We start from the raw sequence: 25,141 nt of genomic DNA on the forward strand, positions 1-25,141 counted from the left end.
CGCCCCTTAATTAATGTGACTCGGCTGTGAGGAAACCGATGATTGCTGTTGATCTAAACGAATGATCCGTGCGGCGGTCTCTTCTTCGTTCAAGGCATCCGGCTTCACATTTTGTGAGCGCAAAGTGTGCCCCATAATTTTCGAGAACACCGGCGCGGAAATCGCACCGCCGTAATATTTTCCGGCTTTCGGTTCATTAATCAGCACCACCAGCGCATAGCGCGGATTGCTGATTGGCGCAACGCCTGCGGTATAAGCGATGTACTTATCGACATATTTGGCGTTTTCGAGTTTTTTCGCCGTACCGGTCTTAATCCCGACGCGGTAACCGTCAACCATCGCAGCTTTATTTTTAATCGCCACTTTTTCCATCATGTTGACCACTTCACGGGTGTTTTTCTCAGAAAATACGCGATTGCCAATCACCGGCGGATCCACTTTGGTGATCGACAGCGGGCGGTAAATCCCGAAACTGCCCAAGGAAACATAGGCTCTGGCAAGTTGCAATGGCGTCACGCTGATACCGTAGCCATACGACACGTTCGCCCGTTCAATATCCGACCAACGTTTACGCTCGGCATTCAATAATCCCGACTGTTCGCCGACCAGCCCAAGATTAGTCGCAGTGCCCAACCCGGCATGTTTATAAGTATCCATTAACACATTCGGCGGCATCCGCAATGCAAGGCGGCTGACCCCGCGGTTACTGGAGTTTTCCAGAATCTGATCAAGGGTTTGTCTGTCGCGCGGCGCCACGTCTTTGATCTCATGGCGGTTCAATACCAACGGCCCGGTGTCAATCACTTCATCGCGGCGCACCGCACCTTGCTGAAGTGCGGTCAGCACCACAAACGGTTTCACGGTCGAACCCGGTTCAAAGGTATCGGTAATCGCGCGGTTACGCATTAAATCCGCTTTCACGCCGGTGCGGTTATTCGGGTTATATGACGGTGCATTCGCCATCGCCAACACTTCGCCGGTGCGAATATCCACCAACACCGCAGTGCCGGATTCGGCTTTATTTTCAGCAACCGCTTCTTTAATTTGGCGATACACCATGGATTGCAGCTGCTCATCAATACTCAAGGTCACATTGTGCGCGTCATATTTCTTGGTATCGTCAACCGCTTCCACCATGTTGCCGTAGCGATCTTTACGATAAGTACGCGAACCGTCTTGTCCGATCAGCAGCTTATCAAAACTTTTTTCGATCCCTTCGATCCCAACACCGTCAATGTTGGTGTAACCAATCAAATGTGCGGTTTCTTCTACTTTAGGATAAAAACGGCGGAATTCGGTTTGTAGGGTCACACCCGGAATTTTCAACTCACGTGCATATTTCGCAACGCTCGGCGTCACTTGGCGCGCCAAGTACAGAAAGCGGCTTTTTGGATTTTTACTGATTTTGTCTTTTAAAATTTTATTTGAAGTGCCAATCGCATCTGCCAAGGCTTTCCAACGTTCTTGATCCTGCAACGAGCCCTTTTCAAAAATTTCTTTCGGATCGGCAACCACGGAAAACATCTGCACGCTCACCGACAACCATTGTCCGTTGCGATCTAAAATCATACCGCGCGAGGAGTGGATCGCCTGTGTACGCAACGAACGCTTGTCCGCTTCTTGGTTCAACTTTTTCGAGCTGCTGATTTGCACATCAACCGCGGTCGCCACCAGCGACGCCATGCTGACCAAAATCACGCTGATCACCGTCCAATAGCGCCAACTGACGAAAGTGTTCATCGGTTTCGCCGCACTTTTCGCTGTGGTTCGGGCGGCAGCACTACTGTTGAGTTGCGCGCCCTGCCGGTTTTTATTTTTGTTAAATATCGCCATTGCCAGCACCCTAGTGATTGTTTTCAATAATAACCACTTGTTGATCAGAGCTGACATAGCCCATCTTCAAGCGGTTTGCAATGGAAGTGATCCGCACATTGTCATCCAGTGTCCGTTCTTCCAGCTTTAAATTAATATATTCGTTTTCCAATGCTTGTTTTGCCAGAATCAATTCGCCGTTTTGCGCGTTCAACTGGCGAGTTTGGTGGATAATCCAAATCGTCGCTACCGCACTTCCGACCATTGCCAGCCATAGCAACAACGCAATTTTGTTTGAAACAAACAAGTCGTCCAAAATCAATTTTCTTAACGGATAACGTTCGCCGCTCATCTCTTATCCCATTCTTTCCGCTACACGCAACACCGCACTTCTGGAACGCGGGTTTTGCTGTTGTTCTTGTTCGCTCGGCATAATCGCTTTGCCGATCGTTTTTAAGGTTTGGTTACGTTCGATTTGATCTTCGCGCAGCGGGATCCCTTTCGGAATCTCCACGCCTTTGCTCTGTTTGCGCATAAAGCGTTTCACCATGCGATCTTCCAGCGAATGAAAGCTGATGATCGACAATCGTCCTTGTGGCGCCAGTACTTTTAATGCCGATTCCAGCGCACGTTCCAATTCGTCCAGTTCACTGTTGATAAAAATCCGAATCGCCTGAAACGAACGGGTTGCCGGATGTTTGTGTTTGTCTTTAAACGGCACGGCATCGCTGATCAGCTGCGCCAGTTGCAAAGTACGGTTTAAGCCGCTTTCGCCGTTCTCACGCGCAGTCTTATTAAAATTCACAATCGCGGTGGCGATCCGCTTGGCAAACCGCTCTTCGCCAAAGGTTTTCAACACCCACGCCAAATCGTCAATTGAAACCTGCTGCAACCATTGTGCCGCCGAAAGCCCTTGCGTGGTGTCCATTCGCATATCCAGCGGGCCGTCATTCATAAAGCTGAAACCGCGCTCCGCTTCGTCGAGTTGCGGCGAAGAAATGCCTAAATCCAGTAAAATTCCGTCAACTTTGCCGGTTAACGCCTGCTGCTGACAAATTTCCTCAATCTGCGAAAATGCGCTGTGCACAATCATAAAACGAGGATCTTGGATCATATTTGCTTCCGCAATCGCTCGCGGATCGCGATCGATCGCCAGCAACCGTCCGTTGTCGCCCAATTGAGAAAGTATCAGGCGTGAATGTCCGCCACGCCCAAAGGTACCGTCAATATAAGTGCCGTCTTTTTTTACCGCTAATCCTTGCACGGCTTCGTTTAACAGCACCGTGATATGCGGATTTTTATTCTGTCCTACAGGCAAACTCATATTTTTATTCCATTTGATTAAAATGGGTTCGCGGCATATCCATATATGCCGCTTGCCCTGCTAGTGCTGCCGCCACCGGCGGAAAGATTGTTCTTTCTCTTTTACAATGACAGCGTTTTTAATTCTTCCGAGAGAGCGAATGCGCCGCTGCTGCCGACTTCAATATCTTCGGCAATTTGCGCCAGCCACGCTTCTTCACTCCAGATCTCAAATTTGTTCAACTGCCCGACCAACATGATATTTTTATCGAGTTTAATGTGGTTGCGCAGAGTCGGGGTCAATAGGATTCGCCCGCTTTTATCCAGATTGCATTCGCTGGCATAGCCCAGCATCACCCGTTGTAAACGGCGCTGCTGCGGTTCAAAGTTGGAGAGTTCGGATAATTTCTTTTCAACGATTTCCCATTCATTCAGTGGATATAACAATAAGCAAGGCTGGCGAATATCAACGGTGCACACCATCTGCCCCTCGTTTTGTTCTAAAATTTCGGCGCGATAGCGGGTAGGCACGGCAAGCCGTCCTTTGCTATCTAAGCTGACTGAAGTCGCACCACGAAACATAGAAGCCCTATTTTTTGCTGATTGTTACCACAATTTTCCACTGAATGGCGATTTCGGTCATTTTATCCCACAAAACCCCACAATTCACCACTTCAAACTAAGTTTATTATCTGAGCACGCTTGTTGCAAGTTTTTTGTCAATTATTTGTGTGGTAAGGATCACATTTAATCGATTATTTTTTAAGCATTTTGTGGAATAACAAGAATAGAGAACACCAATTAGGGATTTCGTCTCAAGTATTTTTACTTGACCGGTTGCTGAACTGAAGAAAAAGCGCTTAATTGTAAAGTTAGTAAACTTCAGCCACTTTTTGGCGCAGGCGTGCCAATTTCTGCTTTTTGCTTAAATCAGCGAGCTGTAAGAGGGGCGATAACCCCAAGTACGGTCGGCTTGCCGCTAGGCGGCGAAGTACAGGATAAGTGGAGGCCAAAGTGCGGTTGGTATAGGCAAAACCGTGTAATTGACGTTGATCATCAAGCGTCAATTGCCAATCAATTGGCGGGAAATCCAGCCGCTGTTGCAGCCTTGCTAGCAGCGGATGTTCACTGAGCGGGAAATTGCGCAAAAATTGCTGTTCCCCTTGTTGGCACAAATGTTCGCCTTGCGCCGATAGCGGGCAAATCGCCATTGCGCTGTAACAGCCGCTGCTGGCTTCGGTGCGGCTGCTGAGATGCAACAGTATAAAACCGCACTTTTGCCAAAAATCCGCCAGTGCGTCGCTGTAGCCGAAACTGACTGAGATAAAATCCAGCTTGTCACGGCAATCAGCAATCAGTTTCCGAACCAACTGCCGCCCCAAGCCCTGACGCTGCAATGGCGGTGGCAGTGCGATTCGGGAGATCCGCAGCGATCGCAATTTGCACGCCGCAGGTAAATCGGCTTGAAAGCACAACGCCTGTGCCACTAAATTGCCGCTAGGTCGTCGTTCACCACGCCAAATTTGTGCGATCAACGTTGGATCGTCCATTCCACCCTCAGCAATCGCCCAAATAGCGCCGCCAATTTCTCTGCCATGTTGCAACAGCCAAAAACGCTGTGCTTGCCCATCGAGTAAACGCCGCAAATCAAGCGGCGAAGTGCGGTAGTGCGCCAGTGTCAGCTGGCGATAAACTGCCAGCAGCTTGGTACGATCCGCCACCAGCTCCGGCTGTGTGATTTCCGCCAATCGTGGCGGCTGCTCTGAGGTGTCTGTCGGCAATGGATTATCGCTAACCGATTCCTCTAAACACAACAACGCTTGAATCCAGCGCTCCAGCGGATCGTTTTGCGGATAGCGCAGCGGCTGTTGCAGATGCAAAATTTCACAACTGCGCTGCAAGTACGGTTTGAATTTCAGTTCAAAGCCGCGCCCCGTCCCTTCGTAACCATGAATGGTGGTGGTGAATAAAATATGCTGAAAGTGGCGACTAAATAACGTCAGCATTTCCAGCGGAATCATCGCCGCTTCATCGACAATCAACCAATCTGCGCAGAACGCCTCGGAATTGCTTTCCAGCTGCGCCGCCAGCGCATCGGGAGCGATAAAGTGCGGTTTATGATTTGGACAGTGGGCATACAACGTTTGCACCGCACGTTGATTTGGAGCGGTCAGCCACACCGTTTGCGTTGCACCCAGTTTTTCCGCCAACATACCTGCCAGCGCAGATTTGCCGCGCCCTCGGGCGGCGGTTAATAAGTAGCAATCCTGCTGTGCGGCTAAGATTTGGTTCAACACCTGCTGTTGTTGCTGAAGTGCGGTCGGTGACAACTGCCAGATTTGATGTGAACACTGCGGCAACTCAAATGGCGTATGCTGTGATTGATAACAAGGAATATGATGAGCCTTGATTGACGCTTGTAGCCAGCGATAAAAATGCTGCGGCACAATCGCATCGCTCGTGCCATTCCAGCGCGTTGAATCATAATCTTGACAGGTTAATAGCCGATGCCAGTCGGGCAACAGCAGCAACAGTACGCCGCCCGCTTTCACCGTTGCCGCCACAATCGCCAGTGCCTCTAAATTCACGTTTAAACCGTCTGCTTGGCGTGCGTCATAAATTGCCAGTTCAAACTCTTGCCCTAACAGGTTTTTGGCTTGCGAAAACGGGTAAAACCCCCCGTTTTGAGGCAAATTTTCAATCGGAACAGCAGAGGTATAAACCGCACTTCGCCCAGTATTGGCGGCAAAAAAGCGGCGCAATTGTGGTTGCAGCCAATCATCATCGCCACTCAAAATCGCCACGCGGCGGAAAAACTGCTCGTCTATTGGCATTGCTGTTGTCATGCGCGATCGTAGCCACTACTACTGCTTTTCACTCAAGTACGGATCGTCAAAACCCAGCTGCTGCATAATATCGCGCTCTAGGCTTTCCATTTCCTCAGCTTCGTCATCTTCAATATGATCGTAACCCAACAAATGCAAACAGCCGTGCACCACCATGTGCGCCCAGTGTGCCAGCAACGGTTTTTGCTGCTCGTCGGCTTCACGTTCGACCACTTGGCGACAGATCACCAAATCGCCCAATAACGGCTGTTCCACTTCGGCAGGCGATTCAAACGGAAACGATAGCACGTTGGTCGGGTAATCCTTGCTGCGATAAGTGCGGTTCAGCATTTGGCTTTCGGCCTCGTCCACAATCCGCACCGTCATTTCTAAGTCATCAAGGGTTGGCTTCACCGCACTTTGCGCCCATTGTGCGATTTGCGCTTCACTCGGCAAACCCTGTTGGTTTTCACTCGCCAGTTGTAAATCAATAATCAAATTTTTCATGCCGATTCCACCTGCGCTTGTAACCGCTCTTGTTGTCGCTCTAATTTACGTTGCTCTGCTTGCTGCTGGCGGCGGATTTCATCTTCCTTTTCCCAAATTTCATAGGCTTGCACCACTTTTGCCACCACCGGATGGCGCACCACATCGCCGCTTTCAAAGAAGTTAAAGCTCAATTCCGGCACATTTTGCAGCACTTCCATCGCATGTCGCAAACCGGATTTCTGGCTGCGTGGCAAATCCACTTGGGTGACATCACCAGTGATCACCGCTTTGGAATTAAAGCCAATACGCGTTAGAAACATTTTCATCTGCTCAACCGTGGTATTTTGGCTTTCATCGAGAATAATAAAGGCATCATTCAATGTGCGCCCGCGCATATAGGCAAGTGGGGCAATTTCAATCACATTGCGTTCAATCAACTTCTCCACCCGCTCAAAGCCGAGCATTTCAAACAACGCATCGTAGAGTGGGCGCAGATATGGCTCGATTTTTTGCCCTAAATCGCCCGGTAAAAAGCCGAGTTTTTCCCCGGCTTCCACCGCAGGACGGGTCAGCAAAATCCGTCGGATTTCCTGTTTTTCCAACGCTTCAACTGCCGCCGCCACCGCTAAAAACGTCTTACCCGTGCCCGCAGGCCCGATTCCAAAACTGATGTCATGGCGCAAAATATTGTGCAAATATTGAACCTGATTCGCTCCACGTGGCTTGATCACCCCGCTCTTGGTTTTAATCGCCGTGGCGTGAACTTTCGCACCTTTTTCGCTCTGTTCTTGGTTGTCCGCCTGCGACAAAATTCGGCTCTCCTGAATGGCGATATGTACATCTTCCGGCTCCAGTTCTTTAATTTTGCCTTTGAGCGGCGCAGTTTCGGCGTACAGCTGCTTAATCAGCTTCGCCACCGCTTTCAGCCTCGCCCCGACATGCGAATCCTGCGCCTCGGATTTCAAACTGAAACGAAAATCGCGTCTGGCAATTTGCAGATTAAACGCCTTTTCGATCCGCTGCAGATGATCGTCAAACACCCCGCAAAGCGATTGCAAACGCGCATTATCCTGCGGCTCTAAGGTAAAAGATTCAATAATTTGCTCGCTCAAAACTGCCTCACTACTTGTTAGATTGCGTGAAATTAGTATAAAGGTTTTTCGCCAGATTGGGAAAGGAAAGAAAACTCAAGTGCGGTTATTGTACCGCACTTGGGGTGGTTTATTTAAATTGCACAAGTAGTATTAATAACTTTCAAAATGCTCAATCATTTCAAGTCGTTTCTGATGTCGCCCTCCATCATAAGATGTATTCAGCCATAGGGTTGCTAAAGCTAATGCCTTTTCTTGCGAGATAATATTTGCACCAAAAGCAATAATATTACTGTTATTATGCTCACGCGACATCAATGCACTAAATTCATCAGCACATAAAGCACAACGGATACCCTTAATTTTGTTAGCAGCAATTGAAATACCAATACCAGTGCCACAAATTAAAATCCCTGAATTCACTTCCCCAGAAACGACTAAACTTGCAACTTTCTCAGCATAAACAGGATAATCTGTCCGCTCTGTCGAAAGCGTTCCTGCATCAACAATGTGATAGCCTTGCTTTTCCAATTTTTCAATTAAGAATTGTTTATGCACCAAACCGATATGATCAGAGCCAATCGCGATTTTTTTACTCATTATAATTCTCCTTGAATTGCACACAATGCCGCACCAATTGCACCGTTAAATGAAGATGACGATGCCTTCAATAAGGTTAATTGATCATGAGGCAATGGTTTTCGAGCATAGGATAAGCAATATTTTTTTAATGTAGAATAAGGAAAATCCTTCATATCCATAACCCCTCCACCTAAAACCACGGCATCAGGATCAAAGAGATTGATACAAGTCCCCACTGCTTTAGCAACTCTTATTAAATAGCGATGTATAAATCCATCCGCTTCTGCATAGCTAAATAGGTCATCAATTGGATAATTTTTAGCTGAACTATCGTACCAGCGCTTTAAAGCAATCCCAGAACAATTCGTTTCTAAACATCCATAATTTCCACACCCACAACATAAATCATCATCACCATAAGGGATATGCCCTAGCTCTCCTGCTACGCCATGTGCGCCTAAAAATATTCGTCCTTCATTCCACACCGAAAATCCCATACCTGTACCTAAATATAATCCAAGCACCAATTTATCTTTTAAATTAAAATGTGAAACATCATATATAAGTTGCAAATTAACATCTCTCTCCAACCGCACTTCACAGTTAAAAGTATGACGAAGATAAGGTGCTAATCGATTAAACTCATGTTGAGATATGGATAAATTAGGAACCGATAACACTTGTTGGCGATCTCGTGATATTGCTGCTGGCAATCCTATTACTATACCCTGAACAGAATATCCCTTTGAATAGCCATAACAAAAATCTCTTACTCCTTGTAAAAAGCTCTCTCCAATAATGTCTTTTGTTTTCTTTTTCTCTGTTATCAGTATTTCATTCGATAATCCCATAAGGCAAATTCGAGTATGCGTAGCCCCCATATCAACACCAATAACTACAGCTTTTTCTGTTAGCATACTGCCTCCAAACCTAGCAATATTGTGATAGATTTTCTTGCATCATATTCCATGCTTTTTCAATGTTTGGATCGTTATTGAATAGCCCCGATGTACCCACAATCAATACATCTGCACCAGCATTAATCAGTATTTCATAAGTATTTGGATTGCAAGAACCGTCTATCTCGATTTCATAAGATAAGCTATTATTCTCTCTGAATTCTTTAAGTTCAGTGATTTTGGTTAGCATTTCGGGAATAAAGGACTGTCCTGCAAACCCAGGATCGACAGTCAATACTGTAACTTTATCGACTTTATGTAGATAGTATTTGGCAAACTCAATTGATGTTTCAGGATTAAATATCAAACCGACTTTCATTCCTAAATTTCTAATTTTTTCAAATAGCCTAAATGCTTGACCGGAGATCGTCTCTACATGGACGGTCACCATATCGCAACCTGCAGCAGCTAAGTCATCAATATAGTTTTCAGGATTCGTTACCATAAGATGGCAATCCAAAGGGCTTGTCGAAATTTTATTCACCTGACTAACAAAAAATGGAGATAATGTAATATTAGGAACATAGTGTCCATCCATAATATCAATATGAAAATATCCAACTTTTTTATCTAAAAATTCAATTTGCTCTTTAAATTTAACTAAATCCATGCACATTAAGGATGGTGAAATTAAAATGTTTTTATTCATAAATCCCTCTACTATTAAAATTAACGACTTATCAATCTATCTAAAGCTACCGCAGCAATAATTAATCCACCCATTACAACAAGTTGGTAATAGGTTTGCACTTGAAGAATATTCAAACCATTATTAATAGTTCCAATTATCAAGCCGCCAATTACAACTGAGAAAATTCTACCTTTACCACCAAAGAAGCTTGTGCCACCAATAATTGCGCTTGCAATTGCATAAGTTTCAAACCCAACTCCCGCTAATGGTTCTGCGGCGCCTAATCTGGCAGTTGATACAACTCCAGCTAATCCAGCACATATTCCTGAAATAATAAATACAGCTAAGGTATGAAATTTAACATCAATACCTGAATAATAGGCTGACTCTTTATTTCCGCCTAATGCATAAATATTTCGACCTAATCGCATTTTAGTTGTTAAAAACCATAGAAATATCGCAATGACAATCGCAAATATGACAGGGACAGGAATACCTATTACACTCTGTGCAAAGAAATCAACAAATTCAAAAGAAAAACCGTATACTGAATTAGCATCAGAAATAACTAATGTCATACCACGAAAAATCGCATTGGTTCCCAATGTAATAATAAAAGGGTGTAATCCAGTATAATTCACTAATAACCCATTAATAGCGCCTAACCCGCCTCCGACGAAAACACCACCAATAACAGATGCCCATAAGGGATCAAAGCCCGCTAACATTAATTTAGCTGTCACCATACCTGATAACGCTAAGATTGCACCAACAGATAAATCAATTCCTGCAATCAGAATAGCGAAGAACTCTCCCATACCGATTAATACTGTTACTGAGCTTTGAACAAATATTTGCTGAATATTATTTCCAGTTAAAAAGTATTGCGGAGAAATAGAACCAAAAATAACAACAATAATTGCAAGTATAAAAAATGTTCCATATTGCTCCCAAAACTCAGGGAAATTAAATTTATTTTTCATTGAAAGTAACTCCTTCTCCATCTGGCAGTGCCCAACTCATAATTAATTCCTCTGTCAATCTATCATCATTATCTAATATGGCTGATATTTTACCCTCTCTAAATACTGCAACCCTATCACATACTGACATTATTTCAGGTAACTCTGATGACACCATCAATATTGCCTTTCCATCATTTGCTAACTCTCTCATTATTTTATATATTTCTGCCTTAGCTCCAACATCGATTCCTCTTGTTGGCTCATCAAATATAATAACTTTAGGTTCGCAAGCCATCCATTTAGCAATAATGACTTTTTGTTGATTCCCTCCAGATAACTCCGTGATATTTTGTTCAATAGACGAACACTTTATTGATAATGCTGTCTTTTGTTTCTCTGCTAATTTAATCTCATTCTTTGTATTAAAAGTGCCAAAAGCCCCCTTAAAGCCACCATCTTTTAGACTTTTGGAAAGTGCAATATTCTTATTTATAGTAAAATTAGGAAAGAATCCATTTTCTCGCCTACTTTCTGTAATATATGCCATTCCTTTTTTTACTGCGTCAAATGGAGATGTTGGTGTTATTTTTTCATTATTTAAATAAACTTCTCCTTTTGTTTTTTTGTCAACACCAAAAATACAATTCATTAATTCTGTTCTTCCAGCCCCAACCAATCCAGCAAATCCTAAAATCTCTCCTTTATTCAATAAAAAAGAGATATCATTAACTTGCTTTTTATTCTTTCCAGTTAAATTTCTCACCTCAAAAACAACATCATTATCTACTTCACTTCTATGAACTTGTTTAAAATGAGATTGCAATTCCCTTCCAACCATCAATCTTATTATATCTGCATTAGTCACATCTTTAATCATTCCAGATGTAATACTTTCACCATCTTTTAACACTGTATATCTATCACATATCTTTCTTATTTCATTTAATTTATGCGAAATATAAATAATAGCCTTACCATCCTTTCTCAATTGATTCATTATTAAAAATAGATATTCAATTTCCGAATTAGTCAAGGATGAGGTAGGTTCATCCATAATAATAATATTTACATCAGAGATCAGTACTTTAGCGATCTCAATCATTTGCTTATAAGATATTGAAAGCTCTGAAACCTTCTGATTTAAATCAACTTTAATCCCTAATCTTAGAAGGATAATTGCTGCCTGAACACGCATTGTTTTCCAATCAATAACAGGAATGCCAAAGATTTTTTTATATAATAATCTTCCTATATATAAGTTTTCTAATACTGTAAGCTCATCAATAAGACTAAGCTCTTGATAAATAATTCCGATACCTAATTCAGATGCGATCTTATGATCTAAATATTCATATTCACTTTCTTGTATAGTTATTTTTCCAGATGTTGGCTTATGGATACCGGATAGAACTTTCATTAAAGTTGATTTTCCTGCTCCATTCTCACCTAATAAAGCATGAATCTCATGGGTATAAATATCAATATCAACATGTTTTAATGCTCTAACCATACCAAAATTCTTAGATATCCCCTTCATACTGACTAATAATTCATTCATAAAAACCTCGCTTAGAAGTAGGGGATGGGGATAATGACTATCCCCATTTTTTAATAAAAGATTTATTTAGTAACTAAAATTGAATCAATCGTTTCAAAATTAGGTTCTTGTTCTACAGGGATTTGTTTTCCGCTTTTAACAGCATCGACTAATATCACCAATCCTTTAGCCCCGATTTCGGCTGGGTTTTGTGCGATAGTTGCAGTTAATTTTCCTTCCTCAACCATTTTTTTAGCTTCAGGCACTCCATCAGTACCAACCACTAATACGGAATCAAGCTTTCCAGCATTAATTACAGCTTGAGCAGCTCCCATTGCCATTGTGTCATTAGCTGCATAAAATGCTTTTATGCCGGTATTGCGAGACAAAACATTCGTCGCAACATCTAGTGCTTTAATTCTGTCCCAATCTGCAGGCTGACTTGCTACTAATTTAATTTGAGGGTTCTTTTCAAAAACTTCAGTTGCCCCACGCCGACGAGCCTCACCTGAAGCATTTCCTGCTTTTCCCTCAATAATTGCAACTTCTCCGCCTTGCTCTCCTAATCTATCTACAATAAACTGAGCCGCTTTTGCCCCAACAGCAACATTATCTGTTGTAATAAATGCCTCAACGTTCCCCTTTGCTTTACGTAAATTATCTAGATCGGCCTTTTCATCAAGATTCACCAAATAAATTCCTTGCCGGTAGGCTTTAGCGGCAGGCATGACCAAATTTGCTGGCGATAAAGGCGCAAACGCGATCCCCTTATATCCTTTATTGATCAAATCTTCGAAAAGTTGTAATTGTGATTGATAGTCTCCTTCCGAAGGGGAGGCAAAGATATCTACCGTCACATCTAATTTTTGCGCTTCTTCTTCAATCCCCTGTTTCATTTCAACCCAAAAAGGATTAGACAGTGTTTTCAAAATCACTGCATAATCAGCAGCTTTTGCCGCCATAGAAAATGCCATTCCTAAAATAGCTAAACAGGAAGCAATTACTCTAAAGTTCTTTTTCATGATTCGTCCTCATTTTTAGTTACCAATACCTGTCAAGTTTTAATCTGAACAGAGATAATGCCAATCACTGAACTCACCACTCATACTTTACGGCTGATGTGATTCTGTACAGATGTTCGTATTTATAGCACTAAAATCGATTAAAAAAAGCGATCAACTTCACGGTATAATGTTTTTTGTGAAGTTTTTTTCGAGAAGGACTGATTTTAACGGTGGATATGATTAGATGAATTTTATATAACAATTTGAAAAATAAGTAATTCCCAATATTGAATGAGATTCAATTTATCTTTAGGTATTGATTGATATGATAATAAACTTAAGATGATCATCTATTTCTGACGGAAATAGTCTGTAATATGAAGTGTTTTCTCTAAATTCACTTCTGAAAATGCCATATTCTGCAATGCTACAGAAACAAAAAAGGCATCGACAAGAATTAACTGGAGAATGCGCGCAGATGCATTTTTGCCTAATAATGGTGTATCAGGCGCCGGGGTACAGATAACAAAATCAGATAACTCTGCAATTGGTGAAGTGTAACTATTTGTAATACATATAATTTTTGCGCCATTTCGTCTTGCTACACTGACTGCTTCTAATAAGTCGCTCGTTTTGCCTGAATGCGATACCACAAGCACAACATCCTCGCCACTTAACATTGAAGCTGACATCATCATCAAATGAATATCTCGGTATGTATTACAACGAATTCCTAGCCTTAAAAATTTGTGAGCAATATCGTCTGTAACGGTGTTAGAACCACCGGCGGCATATAAATCTCGATTTTTGGCATAAAAAAAATGTTTTGCCGCCTCCTCTATTACTTTAGAATCAATTATCGATTTACCTTCTTTGATAGTCTGTAACGAAATATCAAAGACTTTATGCACCAGCTCATGAACCGTATTATGTTCTGACAGCTCAATATCAATTGTATTTTTATCATGAAAATAGCGCGATAAATTAGCTCTTAAATCACGGAAGCCACTAAAACCTAATAATTTTGCAACTTTAACGACCAAAGCCTCTGAAACCGAAAGACTTTTGGCAACCGTATGAAGTGCGGTTTTGTTTGTTAAATTTTTTGGATTCAGTAGCCACTCCACAATTTTCTGTTCAGAAGAGGTCATATTTTCTTGAATCATTCTGATTTGTGGAATTAGTGATTCAGATTTTTTACTGTTCAACTATGTAATCTCCATGAAAATTTCTGGCTGTTATTTTATTTATAACACTTAACTGGGCTTGATTCCTAGAACTACCTCACAAAAATTTATATGTGATGCGGATTTCGTCCGGCAGCCATTGGTGATGCACTCGCGGCACCATAATCGCTTCCGCCGGATTCATACCATAATCAATGGTATTCACGATGCTTTGCTTGCAATACCGTTGTGATAATCCGCGCGCCGCCCGGGCTTCCTGTGACCAACCACGGTTTATCGTCTTTCATCACGATCGTTGGTGTCATCGAGGATAACGGACGTTTTTTTGCTGCCACAGCATTGGCATCGCCGCCAATCAAGCCGAACGCATTTGGCACACCCGGTTTGGCTGAGAAATCATCCATTTCATTATTCAGCAAAATTCCAGTGCCTTCGGCAACAATACCGCTGCCGAAATTTAAGTTTAAGGTATAGGTTACCGCCACCGCATTACCGGCTTTATCCATAATCGAATAATGCGTGGTTTGATCGCTTTCATAAGGATGCGGTTTTCCCGGTTTGATCTCCGCCGAAGGGCGAATGCTGTCGGCTTTAATGGTGGTCGCCAATTCATCGGCATATTTTTTCGATACCAACCCTTTCACCGGAATGTTGACAAAATCCGGATCGCCTAAATATTCGGAACGATCGGCATACGCCAGTTTCATGGCTTCCGCATAATGGCGAATGGATTTGGCACTATTTTGCCCATACTCTTGCAGCGGGTAACGTTCTAAAATATTTAAAATTTGTACTAAATGGATCCCGCCGGAGCTTGGCGGAGGCATGGTGACTACTTTATAACCACGATATTCTCCCTCAATCAGTTGGCGTTCGACCGTTTGATAATTTTTCATATCTTCTAAAGTAATCAAGTCGCCATGTTTTTCCATTTCAGCCACAATTTTTTGTGCGATCTCACCCTGATAAAATGCACTGGCGCCTTGCTCGCTAATCAAACGCAACGAGTTAGCTAAATCTTTTTGCACTAGCAGATCGCCAACGCCTAACGGCTCGTCACCTTTAAAGAAAATCGCCTTGCTATCCTGCCATTTGCCGAGATTCTCTTTTTCTGTGGCAATCGTTTGCCCCAGGGTATCACTCACCACAAATCCTTTTTCTGCTAGCTCAATTGAAGGCGCGATCACCTGTGCCAAAGACATGGTGCCCCATTTTTTCAATGCGTGCTCCATGCCTGCAACCGTTCCCGGCACGCCGACAGCAAAGTGCGTGAACAACGATTTGCCGTCAACCACATTGCCATCTTTGTCTAAATACATATCCCGAGTAGCTTTTAACGGCGCCATTTCGCGGAAATCCAGTGCAGTGCAATGCTTTGCTTACTCTTGGCATCATACACCACCATAAAACCGCCACCGCCGATATTGCCGGCATTCGGCAACACCACCGCCAATGCAAACCCAACCGCAACCGCCGCGTCAATCGCATTGCCGCCTTGCTTTAGGATATCCAGCCCGACCTGAGTCGCTAATGCTTGCTCAGTCGCTACCATGCCATTTGCCGCATACACAGGATGAAAAATATCCATGCTCTGATCATAGCGAATCGACGCCTGTTGGCTTTGAGTCGGGATCACGTTCGCAGCAAAGGCTGGCGCCGTAATCGAGGCACTAAATACGGAGAGTGTGAGTGAGGTAATCAGGAAAGATTTATTGAATTTCATCAAAATGCTCCTTATGTATTAAAGTTTCAAATGACTGTAAATTTAATATCTCTTTCACAATAGCATTCAAATCTTAAAAAGCAATAATTGATAAATATTTTTTATATTAAAATTTAATTTGATGAATAATTTATAAAAATAACCGGTAATTATTAAAAAACCCTTTTGCTAGCTTCATAACAAAAGGGTTTTTATGATTATCAAATGATGTTACAAATTCACCACATACTGCCCCACGCCCAGTTCATCTTCTTGGCGGGTGCGTTGGATCACGCTTTGTGGGCTTTGTTGCACGCGCAAGCCCATTTGATCTTCGGTGCGCACCACATCGCCACGCAGCGAGTTGGTCCACACGTCGGTGATTTTAATATCCACAAATTTGCCAATCATGTCTGGCGTGCCAGCGAAATTCACAATGCGGTTGGTTTCGGTTCTGCCTGTCAGTTCCATCACATCTTTTTTCGATGGGCCTTCCACTAACACGCGTTGTTCCGTGCCGAGCATTTTACGGCTGAACTGCATAGCTTGTTGGGTGATGCGTTGTTGTAGCAAATATAACCGCTCTTTCTTCTCGTCTTCGCTCACATCATCTAGCATATCTGCCGCTGGCGTGCCGGGCCGTGCGGAGTAGATGAAGCTGAAACTCATGTCGAAATTTACTTGTGCGATCAAATCCATCGTTTGCTGGAAATCTTCCGTGGTTTCCCCCGGGAAGCCCACGATAAAATCGGAGCTAATTTGAATCTCTGGGCGCACTTGGCGTAGTTTGCGGATAATCGCTTTGTACTCCAGTGCGGTATGGTTACGTTTCATCATCGTTAACACGCGATCAGAACCGCTTTGTACCGGCAAGTGTAAGAAACTCACCAATTCAGGCGTATCACGGTACACATCTACAATGTCATCAGTAAATTCAATCGGGTGGCTGGTGGTGAAACGCAAGCGGTCAATGCCGTCAATTGATGCCACCAGACGCAATAATTCAGCGAAAGTACAAATGCCGCCGTCAAAAGTTGCCCCACGGTAAGCGTTCACGTTTTGCCCCAATAGGTTCACTTCACGCACGCCTTGTGCAGCGAGTTGTGCGATTTCAAACAGCACGTCATCAACAGGGCGGCTCACCTCTTCGCCACGGGTGTAAGGCACCACGCAGAATGAACAATATTTGTTGCAGCCTTCCATAATGGAGACAAATGCGGTTGGGCCTTCAGCTTTTGGCTCTGGCAAACGGTCAAATTTTTCAATTTCAGGGAAGCTGACATCTACGACTGAACTTTTGCCGCCGCGAATTTGGTTCAACATTTCAGGCAAGCGGTGCAGAGTTTGTGGTCCAAAAATAATATCCACATACGGCGCGCGATCACGAATGTGCGCGCCCTCCTGAGATGCCACACAGCCGCCCACGCCGATCACTAAATTCGGGTTGGATTTTTTCAGATCTTTCCAGCGCCCCAATTGGTGAAACACTTTCTCTTGTGCTTTTTCACGGATCGAGCAGGTATTCAGCAGCAGCACATCGGCTTCATCGGCATTTTCGGTTAATTCAAAGCCGTGCGTGCTATTTAATAAATCCGCCATTTTTGATGAATCGTATTCGTTCATCTGGCAGCCCCAGGTTTTAATGTGTAATTTTTGTGTCATGATTCGTTCTTCGTTAGGACGCGGTTATCGACCGCACTAATAGTTAAGATTAAGGGTGAGGCTCATGTTGCCATGAGTTCAAGCCGCGCTATTCTACCGATTTGCATGATTGCTGACCAGTAAAAAGCGATTTTATTTGTGATTTACTTTAGAAAATGGCGTGCTGCGAGTAGAATAAACCGCAATTCAATCAGACGGTAAGGGGCGGATATGCAACATCAACAAGCGGTGATCATTGTCGGCGGCGGCATGGTTGGCTCGGCGGCTGCGCTAGGGTTGGCGCAATTGGGTGTGAAGGTGCATTTAATTGAACGCGCTCCACTACCGCACTTTGCCCCTGAACAGCCGTACGATATTCGCATTTCTGCGATCAGCGCCGCGTCAGTCGCACTTCTTCAGCAGTTACAAGCGTGGCAAAGCATCAAACAGATGCGCGTTTGCCCGTATCGTCATTTGGAAACGTGGGAAATTGACGGCTTTTCCACCCGTTTTTCCGCCGAGGATCTGAATTTGCCTGAATTAGGTTATATGGTGGAAAACAATGTGCTGCAACTTGGGTTGTGGCAGCAATTTAGTCATTACCCGAATTTGAGTTGCAGTGTCGGCACGGACATTCAGCAGATTGAAAAATGCGATGACGATCACTGGCAGATCACCCTAACGAATGGCGAACAATACACTGCGCCGTTGTTGTTAGCCTGCGACGGGGCAAATTCTCAACTTCGTCCACTGGCTGGCATTGGGCTGACGGGCTGGCAATATCGCCAAAGCTGCTTGTTAATTTTAGTTGAAACCGCACTTGAGCAGCAAGATGCCACTTGGCAGCAGTTTTTCCCGAGTGGCCCTCGTGCCTTTTTGCCGCTGTTGGGCAATCAAGGTTGTTTGGTGTGGTACGACAGCCCTGAGCGAATTCGCCAGCTGCAACAACTGTCATTAGATAAACTCGATCACGCCATTGCCAGCGCATTCCCTGCTCGTTTAGGCAGCGTGAAAAGCCGCAGCACCGCGGCGTTTCCACTGACGCGCCGCCATGCGCAAGCGTATGTGAAAAACGGCATTGTGCTGTTGGGCGATGCGGCGCACACCATTAACCCGTTAGCAGGGCAAGGGGTGAATTTGGGCTTTAAAGATGTGAACGTGTTTTTATCCGTGGTTGCTGAGGCACAAAAGTGCGGTCAGGCTATTCATAATCCTGCGGTGTTAGCGCGCTATCAGCGGTTGCGCAAGCCTGATAATCTGTTGATGCAAAGCGGCATGGATCTGTTTTATAAAGGTTTTAAGCACGATCTGCTGCCGCTAAAAATCGCACGTAATTTGGCGTTATTGGCGGTGGATAAGGCAACACCGCTGAAAAAGCAAGCGTTGAAGTATGCGTTAGGCTTGTAGCTGGGCGCTGGTTATTCTCGGTTGGTTGTGATTTAACGATCGGGTTTTGCCGATGGCGCGACTGATTTTTCTCTTTCAACTGTAGTGTGGGCTTGCCAGCCCACTTACATTTCAGAGTAAAACGTCAGTCCGCAATGTGATGAACCGTTACTGCACCACCAACATACCCATACAGCCTTTATCCGCCAACATTAAATCACTGCTGCCAAAGGTGAAAGGATAATTATTCGACGAGGCATGATCAAATTTCACCAGCAATGAAATATTGCCGTTCAACCACACGGTATCTCGCCAGCTTAATTGTGAAGCATCCACCAATTGCCCGTTAAATGATTCCAACATGAATCTCGCCCCTTGCACGCTAAAGCCAATTGGCGAAGTGGCGGTTAAATTCCAACGTTCATACGAACCTAATTTCGCATTCACATCAATACGGCGCGGATCAAATTTTTGGCGGTTGATTAAGGCGTTATCCACATCAATCACAAAGTCACGCTGCTGCGCCACCTCCACCTGATGCGAAAGTTGCTCCGCGCGCTGAAAATCCGGTTTTTGATTAAACACCGAAAGCAAGCCGTCAGGACGCAGCTCCAACACGGTGTTATCCACAAGCTCGTCATCATCGGCAAACCAAGCGGTCAATGAATCCAAAAAGCCGCGTTTTTCGCCGCTGATCAACGACACATTGCCGCCTTCATTCAGATCAACCAGTATCTCAATTCGTTCGCCCGGCGGCACAAATACTGACCGCACTTCGCGCAGTTGCGGCAAGAAGCCGAGACTGCCTGCCAGCACAAACAAGCTGCGTCCGTCATCAAGACTTAATTGGTAACTACGGGAAACCGAAGCGTTCAAAATGCGCAGCCGCACCCAGTCACGCGCCACATTGAGATAAGGCGCTTCACCGCCGTTAACGAACAGTCGGTTGCCCAAAAAGTGTTGTTGATTCAAGTTGAACAGCTGTTCACCCTGACTGTTCAAACTTAAATCTTGTAAAATTAATGGAATATCATTAATCCCGTATTTATTCGGCAAATTGGCTTTGCGGCTTTCGGCGTCATCAATCAACCACATTCCCACTAAGCCGCGATACACCTGATAGGCGGAATGCGCCAAGGTATCGGCATGATACCAGCAAGTTGCTGCGGGTTGAGTAATCGGCACAATCGGCGACCACGAGGCGGACGGCTGAAACTGTCGCCCGATACCGCCATACAATTCTCCACTCACCTGCAAGCCCTGCAAGCTGAGCGAAACCGCCTGCGGCAGCTGGTTACTATAGTTCAGACGAACGAAATCGCCTTGCTTACAACGAATCGTCGGACCGAGATACAAGCCGTTAAATCCCCAAGCCTCAACTTTTTTATTGTGATCAAACACCCGATTGCTGCTTCCCATTGTCAGCAACACCGGACGACCGCGTCCAATGTCCAACAATGGCGGAATATGCAACGGCTGCTTGCCGGCGGCTATCGCCAGCGGCGGGCAAACCGCACTTGCTCCCAGCAGGCCGGCGTTTTTCAGTAATTTTCGACGAGATAAATCGGGTTTCATCTGAGCCTGCCGTTTAAGCCTTGGTGGATTGTGCAATTTCTTGATCAAGTTGCTCAATTTTCTGTTTCATCACCGCATGGCAATGATTCATCAGTTCGCGTACGTTTTCACGGTTGTAACCAGAGGTGTCAATTGGCGGCAACATTTCACAAATCACTTTGCCGTTGTCCCAACGGTTCAAATCAATTTTATTGTGCAAATTGCTGCAGCACACCGGCACAATCGGCACGCCCGCCGCAACTGCCGCATGGAACGCCCCGGTTTTAAATGGCAGCAACCCGCGACCACGGCTGCGCGTGCCTTCCGGGAACATCCAGATCGATACCTTATCTTGATTGATCCGTTTTGCTAACTCGCCCATGGTCGAGTGCGCTTTGCTTTTATTGTCACGATCAAGCAAGATATTGCCACTTGCCCAATAAAGTAGCCCGAAAAACGGAATAAACGCCAAGCTTTTTTTACCTACGCTCACAGTTCGCGGTCTGACCATATAAGCCATCGTCACCATATCATAGTTATTTTGGTGGTTACCGATATAAATACACGACCCGTTATTGTCTGCATTCGGCGCAAAACGGTGTTCGACTTCAATGCCAAATAACGGATGCAGGCGCCCAAACCAACGCGCGACCACGCCGACATTGCTTGGGTTTTTAAAACGGATAAGCGAATAAATCGTTCCTAAGATACAGATTAAAAGTGCGACGAAAATCACCGCAACAGCACGCAAAAATAATAACATAGACACATTCCTAAAAATTTTGCTAGAGTATAGCGAAAATAGCAAAATATGTGTATCAAATCAGCATAATTCCAATAAAAATAGACCGAAAACATGACAAAAACCTATTTTATTGCCGATCTACATTTAAGCGAGCAGCAACCGCACTTAACCGCACTTTTCACCCGATTTATGCGCGAAGAAGCCGTGCAAGGGGAAGCGTTATATATTTTAGGTGATCTGTTTGATTTTTGGATTGGCGATGATGAAAACTCCGCCCTTGCACAACTGGTGCAAGCAGAAATTAAACGCCTAACCGAACGCGGTATTCAGGTTTATTTTCAGCACGGCAACCGCGATTTCTTACTTGGTATACGTTTTGCACAAAAGTGCGGTCTGGTGCTATTAGGTGATTATCATGTGATCGATTTATACGGCGCGCCAACATTATTATGCCATGGCGATACGCTGTGCACTGACGATCTGAATTATCAGCAATATCGCAAGAAAGTTCATACTCGCTGGCGGCAGCGGATCTTTTTGTGTTTGCCGTTATGGATTCGCTTATGGATTGCCAATAAAATCCGCCGTAAAAGCCAGAAACAAAAAACGGAAAAGCGCGCCGAGATCATGGACGTTAATCCGGATTTTGTGGTGAAAATCATACAACACTTTAACGTAACTCAACTGATTCATGGACATACCCACCGACAAGCAACACATCAAATTGATACGGAAAACCGCACTTTTACTCGAATCGTGCTTGGCGATTGGCGCGACAGCGCACCATTTTTAGTTTATACACAAAACAGGTATCAGTTTGATGAAATTAAGGCATAACAGACAAAGAGCGGTTTTGAAAACCGCTCTTTAGCATTTATTCGCTTGATATTATGGTTATTTAAATAAATTCCGGTGGCGTGAACGAGTTGGTTTCAATTGGCTAATCAACACCAATCCTAACACCAAAATATAAGCGGCAAACACCACAATCAGCCATTGCGGCATGGCGAAGCCCAGGAATGACCATTGCAGTTCGCTACATGAGCCGTAAGCTTCGAACATTTGCGGCAGCCATTTGTTTAACGGCAACGTAGTTGGAAATTCCACCATCAACGGACATTGATTCCACGGTGCCGGATTAAGTTGGTAATCCGTATGCTGTAACGCCAGCAACAAGCCTTTCACCGCACTGAACAAGCCGATTGCCAATGCCAGTAAGCGAATCAGCAGCGAACGCGGTGCTAACATTCCAATGATTGCCGCCAATGCAATTCCAAGAATCGCCACCCGTTCATAAATACACATCACGCAGGGTTCAAGTTTCATGCCGTGCTGAAAATACAAGCCCGCGCCCTCAAATGCAATACAAGAGAGCAGCAACAAAAACCAACTGCCGCGACTGAGCGAGGCTTGCTTTAAATAACTGAACATTCGCTTTCCTTCTTATGGTGTAACAAGCAGACCGAGACTTTCAAACCAAGGCATCAGTTTCGGTAAAAATAATTCTACTGATATTAACCCAACTAGCGATAAAACGATAGTATAAGGTAAAGCCATGTAAACCATTCGCCCATAAGATAAGCGAATTAATGGCGCAAATGACGAAGTCAGCAAGAATAAGAACGCCGCTTGTCCGTTCGGCGTCGCGACCGACGGCAGATTGGTGCCGGTGTTAATCGCCACGGCAATCAGTTCAAATTGCGACTGAGAAATAGTGCCCGCCGTGAGTGCCGCTTTGGCTTCATTGATATATACCGTGCCGACAAATACGTTATCGGAAATTGCTGAGAGCAAGCCGTTAAAAATATAAAATAGCGCTAATTGCGTTTCTTCTGACGCATTCAAAACGAATTGAATAATCGGTTGGAATAACCCTTGATCGATAATCACTGACACCACTGCAAAGAACACCACCAACAAGGAAGCAAACGGCAGCGCGTCTTGAAATGCTTTGCCTAAGGCGTGTTCCTCGGTCACGCCGCAGAATGCCGTTGCCAGAATAATCACGCTCAAACCGATTAAACCGACCGCCGCCAAATGGAAGGCTAAGCCGCAAATCAGCCAGATTCCGACTAATGCCTGAATATACAACTTCGCACGATCCTGATCGCTCAGTTTACGGGCTTGTTCGCGTTCATAACGAGCCAATACCACCCACACTTTTTGCGGTAAGCGTTGTCCGTAGCCGAACACTTTAAAGCGTTCTAATGCAACACAAGTTAAAGTTCCGCAAATCAACACCGGCAAAGTGACCGGCAGCATTCGAAGGAAAAATTCACCAAATCCCCAGCCGGATTGCGCAGCAATAATCAAGTTTTGTGGTTCCCCAACCATGGTCATCACCCCACCAAGTGCGGTTCCGATTCCAGCGTGCATCATTAGGCTGCGTAAGAAACTACGAAACTGTTCCAACGTATTGCGCGACATATCAATTTTTTGGTCGTTAAAAATATCGTCGGAATTATCATCGAAGGTATAACCGGACGCCACTTTATGATACACCGCATAAAATCCGGTGCCGACGCTGATAATCACCGCCACCACGGTTAACGCATCTAAAAAAGCGGATAAAAACGCCGAACAGAGACAAAATGCCAGCGAAAGGCGTAGTTTAGAATGGATTCCCAATAATAACTTGGTGAAAATAAACAGCAGCAACTGCTTCATAAAGAAAATTCCCGCCACCATAAACATCAACAGCAACAGAACTTCAATATTCGCCATTACCTCGTGCATAATTTGATGCGGCGTGGTCATGCCGATAAAAATCGCCTCAATAACCAGCAATCCCCCTGCCTGCAACGGATAACATTTTAATGCCATTGCCAAGGTAAAAATAAACTCGGCGACTAATAGCCAGCCAGCCCAAAAGGGGCTGATAACAAAATAAACAATCGGATTAATAATTAAAAACCCGACAATACACAGCTTATACCAATCCGGTGTTTTCCCTAAAAAATTACGCAAAATCGCACGACTATAATTCATTTTTTTGTCCTGAAATGCTTTTTAATTTAAATATGATAATAAATTGAAGCCTATTGTAATCAAGATTGCTCAAAAGGATAGGTTCGTTGTGAGCGAATGTAAAAAAATGCTAGCTAAATCACATTTTAACGAACTAACCTTCGATTCGTTCTCCGTTCGCTTGATCTTCAAAAATCAGCGAAACCGAGTTGACGCAAAAGCGCAAACCGGTCGGCGGCGGACCGTCGTCAAAAACGTGTCCCAGATGAGAATCACAATGCCCGCAGCGAATTTCGGTGCGATGACGTGCCAGGCTGTAATCATCCAAATAACGAATCGCCTGATCCGAAACCGCCTGATAAAAACTCGGCCAGCCGCAGCCGGCATCAAATTTGGTGTCCGAAAAGAAAAGCGGCGAATCGCACAATAAACAGCGATACAATCCGACATTCTGTTGTTGCAATAATTTTCCGCTAAACGGCCGCTCGGTTCCCTGTTCCAGACAAATTCTCCGCTGTTCCGCACTGAGTTGTTCTTTGGTTTTCATATTTTCCCTTAAATTTCATCTCCTAAACTGAAGCCATTCTAAAACAAAATACGGCAAAATATCTTGATTTTTCTGCCTCTATACCTCTTTTTCATTATCTGCTATATTTTTCCCGCTATCTTGACTTGCCTCAATAATTTGTTGTTTCAGGGCGAGGTAAACCTGTGATATACTTCACAGAGTTACATGAAACTGCCATTACGCAGGAAAACACT

General features: G+C 44.4%; 22 protein-coding genes and 1 pseudogene. 2 read left to right on the forward strand and 21 right to left on the reverse strand.

All coding sequences use genetic code 11. The features are described 5' to 3' along the window. Positions 1 to 6: 6 nt before the first annotated feature. From ftsI to miaB, 16 genes and pseudogenes are all read right to left on the reverse strand, one after another. Complete coding sequence (gene ftsI / locus ACUHGC_RS11970; RefSeq protein WP_446833512.1) at positions 7 to 1,833, reverse strand: peptidoglycan glycosyltransferase FtsI; 1,827 nt, start codon at positions 1,831 to 1,833, stop codon at positions 7 to 9. Between the two features lie 10 nt (positions 1,834 to 1,843). Beyond that, positions 1,844 to 2,164 carry a cell division protein FtsL gene (ftsL, locus tag ACUHGC_RS11975; protein ID WP_446833513.1) on the reverse strand — a complete coding sequence of 107 codons (321 nt, stop codon included), beginning with the start codon at positions 2,162 to 2,164 and terminating at the stop codon, positions 1,844 to 1,846. A gap of 3 nt (positions 2,165 to 2,167) precedes the next feature. Beyond that, entirely contained in the window at positions 2,168 to 3,136 is a 969-nt protein-coding gene (gene rsmH, locus ACUHGC_RS11980) for a 16S rRNA (cytosine(1402)-N(4))-methyltransferase RsmH (protein ID WP_446833514.1), read from the reverse strand. 101 nt (positions 3,137 to 3,237) lie between these two features. Beyond that, positions 3,238 to 3,696, reverse strand: a complete 459-nt coding sequence (gene mraZ, locus ACUHGC_RS11985) for a division/cell wall cluster transcriptional repressor MraZ (protein WP_446833515.1) — start codon at positions 3,694 to 3,696, stop codon at positions 3,238 to 3,240. A gap of 290 nt (positions 3,697 to 3,986) precedes the next feature. Next, on the reverse strand, positions 3,987 to 5,960 hold the full coding sequence (locus tag ACUHGC_RS11990; protein WP_446833516.1) for a tRNA(Met) cytidine acetyltransferase TmcA: 1,974 nt from the start codon (positions 5,958 to 5,960) through the stop codon (positions 3,987 to 3,989). Positions 5,961 to 5,978: 18 nt separating this feature from the next. After that, complete coding sequence (ybeY, locus tag ACUHGC_RS11995) at positions 5,979 to 6,446, reverse strand: rRNA maturation RNase YbeY (RefSeq protein WP_446833517.1); 468 nt, start codon at positions 6,444 to 6,446, stop codon at positions 5,979 to 5,981. Continuing rightward, positions 6,443 to 7,540: a PhoH family protein gene (locus ACUHGC_RS12000; RefSeq protein ID WP_446833518.1), complete on the reverse strand. Its 1,098-nt coding sequence runs from the start codon at positions 7,538 to 7,540 to the stop codon at positions 6,443 to 6,445. The genes ybeY and ACUHGC_RS12000 overlap by 4 nt, the downstream gene beginning before the upstream one ends. Before the next feature lie 132 nt (positions 7,541 to 7,672). Then, positions 7,673 to 8,119 carry a ribose 5-phosphate isomerase B gene (gene rpiB, locus ACUHGC_RS12005; protein ID WP_446833519.1) on the reverse strand — a complete coding sequence of 149 codons (447 nt, stop codon included), beginning with the start codon at positions 8,117 to 8,119 and terminating at the stop codon, positions 7,673 to 7,675. Beyond that, positions 8,119 to 9,018 (reverse strand): allose kinase, encoded by a 900-nt coding sequence (alsK, locus tag ACUHGC_RS12010; RefSeq protein WP_446833520.1) that lies wholly within the window; start codon positions 9,016 to 9,018, stop codon positions 8,119 to 8,121. Before alsK ends, rpiB begins: the two co-directional genes overlap by 1 nt. Before the next feature lie 13 nt (positions 9,019 to 9,031). Continuing rightward, positions 9,032 to 9,709: a D-allulose 6-phosphate 3-epimerase gene (gene alsE / locus ACUHGC_RS12015; protein ID WP_446833521.1), complete on the reverse strand. Its 678-nt coding sequence runs from the start codon at positions 9,707 to 9,709 to the stop codon at positions 9,032 to 9,034. A 20-nt stretch (positions 9,710 to 9,729) separates the two neighbouring features. Then, positions 9,730 to 10,674, reverse strand: coding sequence for a D-allose ABC transporter permease (gene alsC / locus ACUHGC_RS12020; protein ID WP_446833522.1), 945 nt, complete (start codon positions 10,672 to 10,674; stop codon positions 9,730 to 9,732). Continuing rightward, entirely contained in the window at positions 10,664 to 12,214 is a 1,551-nt protein-coding gene (gene alsA / locus ACUHGC_RS12025) for a D-allose ABC transporter ATP-binding protein AlsA (protein WP_446833523.1), read from the reverse strand. Before alsA ends, alsC begins: the two co-directional genes overlap by 11 nt. A 62-nt stretch (positions 12,215 to 12,276) precedes the next feature. Beyond that, the gene (gene alsB, locus ACUHGC_RS12030) at positions 12,277 to 13,215 is read right to left on the reverse strand and encodes a D-allose transporter substrate-binding protein (protein ID WP_446833524.1); all 939 of its coding nucleotides are present in this window, start codon (positions 13,213 to 13,215) and stop codon (positions 12,277 to 12,279) included. 332 nt (positions 13,216 to 13,547) lie between these two features. Continuing rightward, a complete protein-coding gene (alsR, locus tag ACUHGC_RS12035; RefSeq protein WP_446833525.1) occupies positions 13,548 to 14,405 on the reverse strand; it encodes a transcriptional repressor AlsR in 858 nt (285 codons plus the stop codon). A 94-nt stretch (positions 14,406 to 14,499) separates the two neighbouring features. Continuing rightward, positions 14,500 to 16,107, reverse strand: a pseudogene (gene ggt, locus ACUHGC_RS12040) (gamma-glutamyltransferase); the annotation flags it as partial. Positions 16,108 to 16,317: 210 nt separating this feature from the next. Next, a complete protein-coding gene (gene miaB, locus ACUHGC_RS12045) occupies positions 16,318 to 17,748 on the reverse strand; it encodes a tRNA (N6-isopentenyl adenosine(37)-C2)-methylthiotransferase MiaB (RefSeq protein WP_446833526.1) in 1,431 nt (476 codons plus the stop codon). A 210-nt stretch (positions 17,749 to 17,958) separates the two neighbouring features. On the opposite strand from miaB, the gene ACUHGC_RS12050 reads away from it, so the two are divergent. Beyond that, positions 17,959 to 19,134, forward strand: a complete 1,176-nt coding sequence (locus ACUHGC_RS12050) for an FAD-dependent oxidoreductase (protein ID WP_446833527.1) — start codon at positions 17,959 to 17,961, stop codon at positions 19,132 to 19,134. Between the two features lie 147 nt (positions 19,135 to 19,281). Here the strand turns inward: ACUHGC_RS12050 and ACUHGC_RS12055 are convergent, their stop codons facing one another. Beyond that, the gene (locus ACUHGC_RS12055) at positions 19,282 to 20,688 is read right to left on the reverse strand and encodes a multicopper oxidase domain-containing protein (protein WP_446833528.1); all 1,407 of its coding nucleotides are present in this window, start codon (positions 20,686 to 20,688) and stop codon (positions 19,282 to 19,284) included. Positions 20,689 to 20,701: 13 nt separating this feature from the next. Continuing rightward, positions 20,702 to 21,430 (reverse strand): 1-acylglycerol-3-phosphate O-acyltransferase, encoded by a 729-nt coding sequence (locus tag ACUHGC_RS12060; RefSeq protein WP_446833529.1) that lies wholly within the window; start codon positions 21,428 to 21,430, stop codon positions 20,702 to 20,704. Positions 21,431 to 21,523: 93 nt separating this feature from the next. Here ACUHGC_RS12060 and lpxH point away from each other — a divergent pair, with 93 nt between their 5' ends. After that, entirely contained in the window at positions 21,524 to 22,249 is a 726-nt protein-coding gene (lpxH, locus tag ACUHGC_RS12065) for a UDP-2,3-diacylglucosamine diphosphatase (protein WP_446833530.1), read from the forward strand. A 57-nt stretch (positions 22,250 to 22,306) separates the two neighbouring features. Here lpxH and dsbB read toward each other — a convergent pair whose 3' ends face one another. From dsbB to msrB, 3 genes are all read right to left on the reverse strand, one after another. After that, the gene (gene dsbB / locus ACUHGC_RS12070) at positions 22,307 to 22,843 is read right to left on the reverse strand and encodes a disulfide bond formation protein DsbB (protein ID WP_446833531.1); all 537 of its coding nucleotides are present in this window, start codon (positions 22,841 to 22,843) and stop codon (positions 22,307 to 22,309) included. A 12-nt stretch (positions 22,844 to 22,855) separates the two neighbouring features. Then, a complete protein-coding gene (nhaB, locus tag ACUHGC_RS12075; RefSeq protein ID WP_446833532.1) occupies positions 22,856 to 24,400 on the reverse strand; it encodes a sodium/proton antiporter NhaB in 1,545 nt (514 codons plus the stop codon). A gap of 133 nt (positions 24,401 to 24,533) precedes the next feature. After that, positions 24,534 to 24,926, reverse strand: a complete 393-nt coding sequence (msrB, locus tag ACUHGC_RS12080) for a peptide-methionine (R)-S-oxide reductase MsrB (RefSeq protein WP_446833533.1) — start codon at positions 24,924 to 24,926, stop codon at positions 24,534 to 24,536. Positions 24,927 to 25,141: the final 215 nt, after the last annotated feature.

This window comes from Testudinibacter sp. P27/CKL/0425, assembly GCF_052931395.1.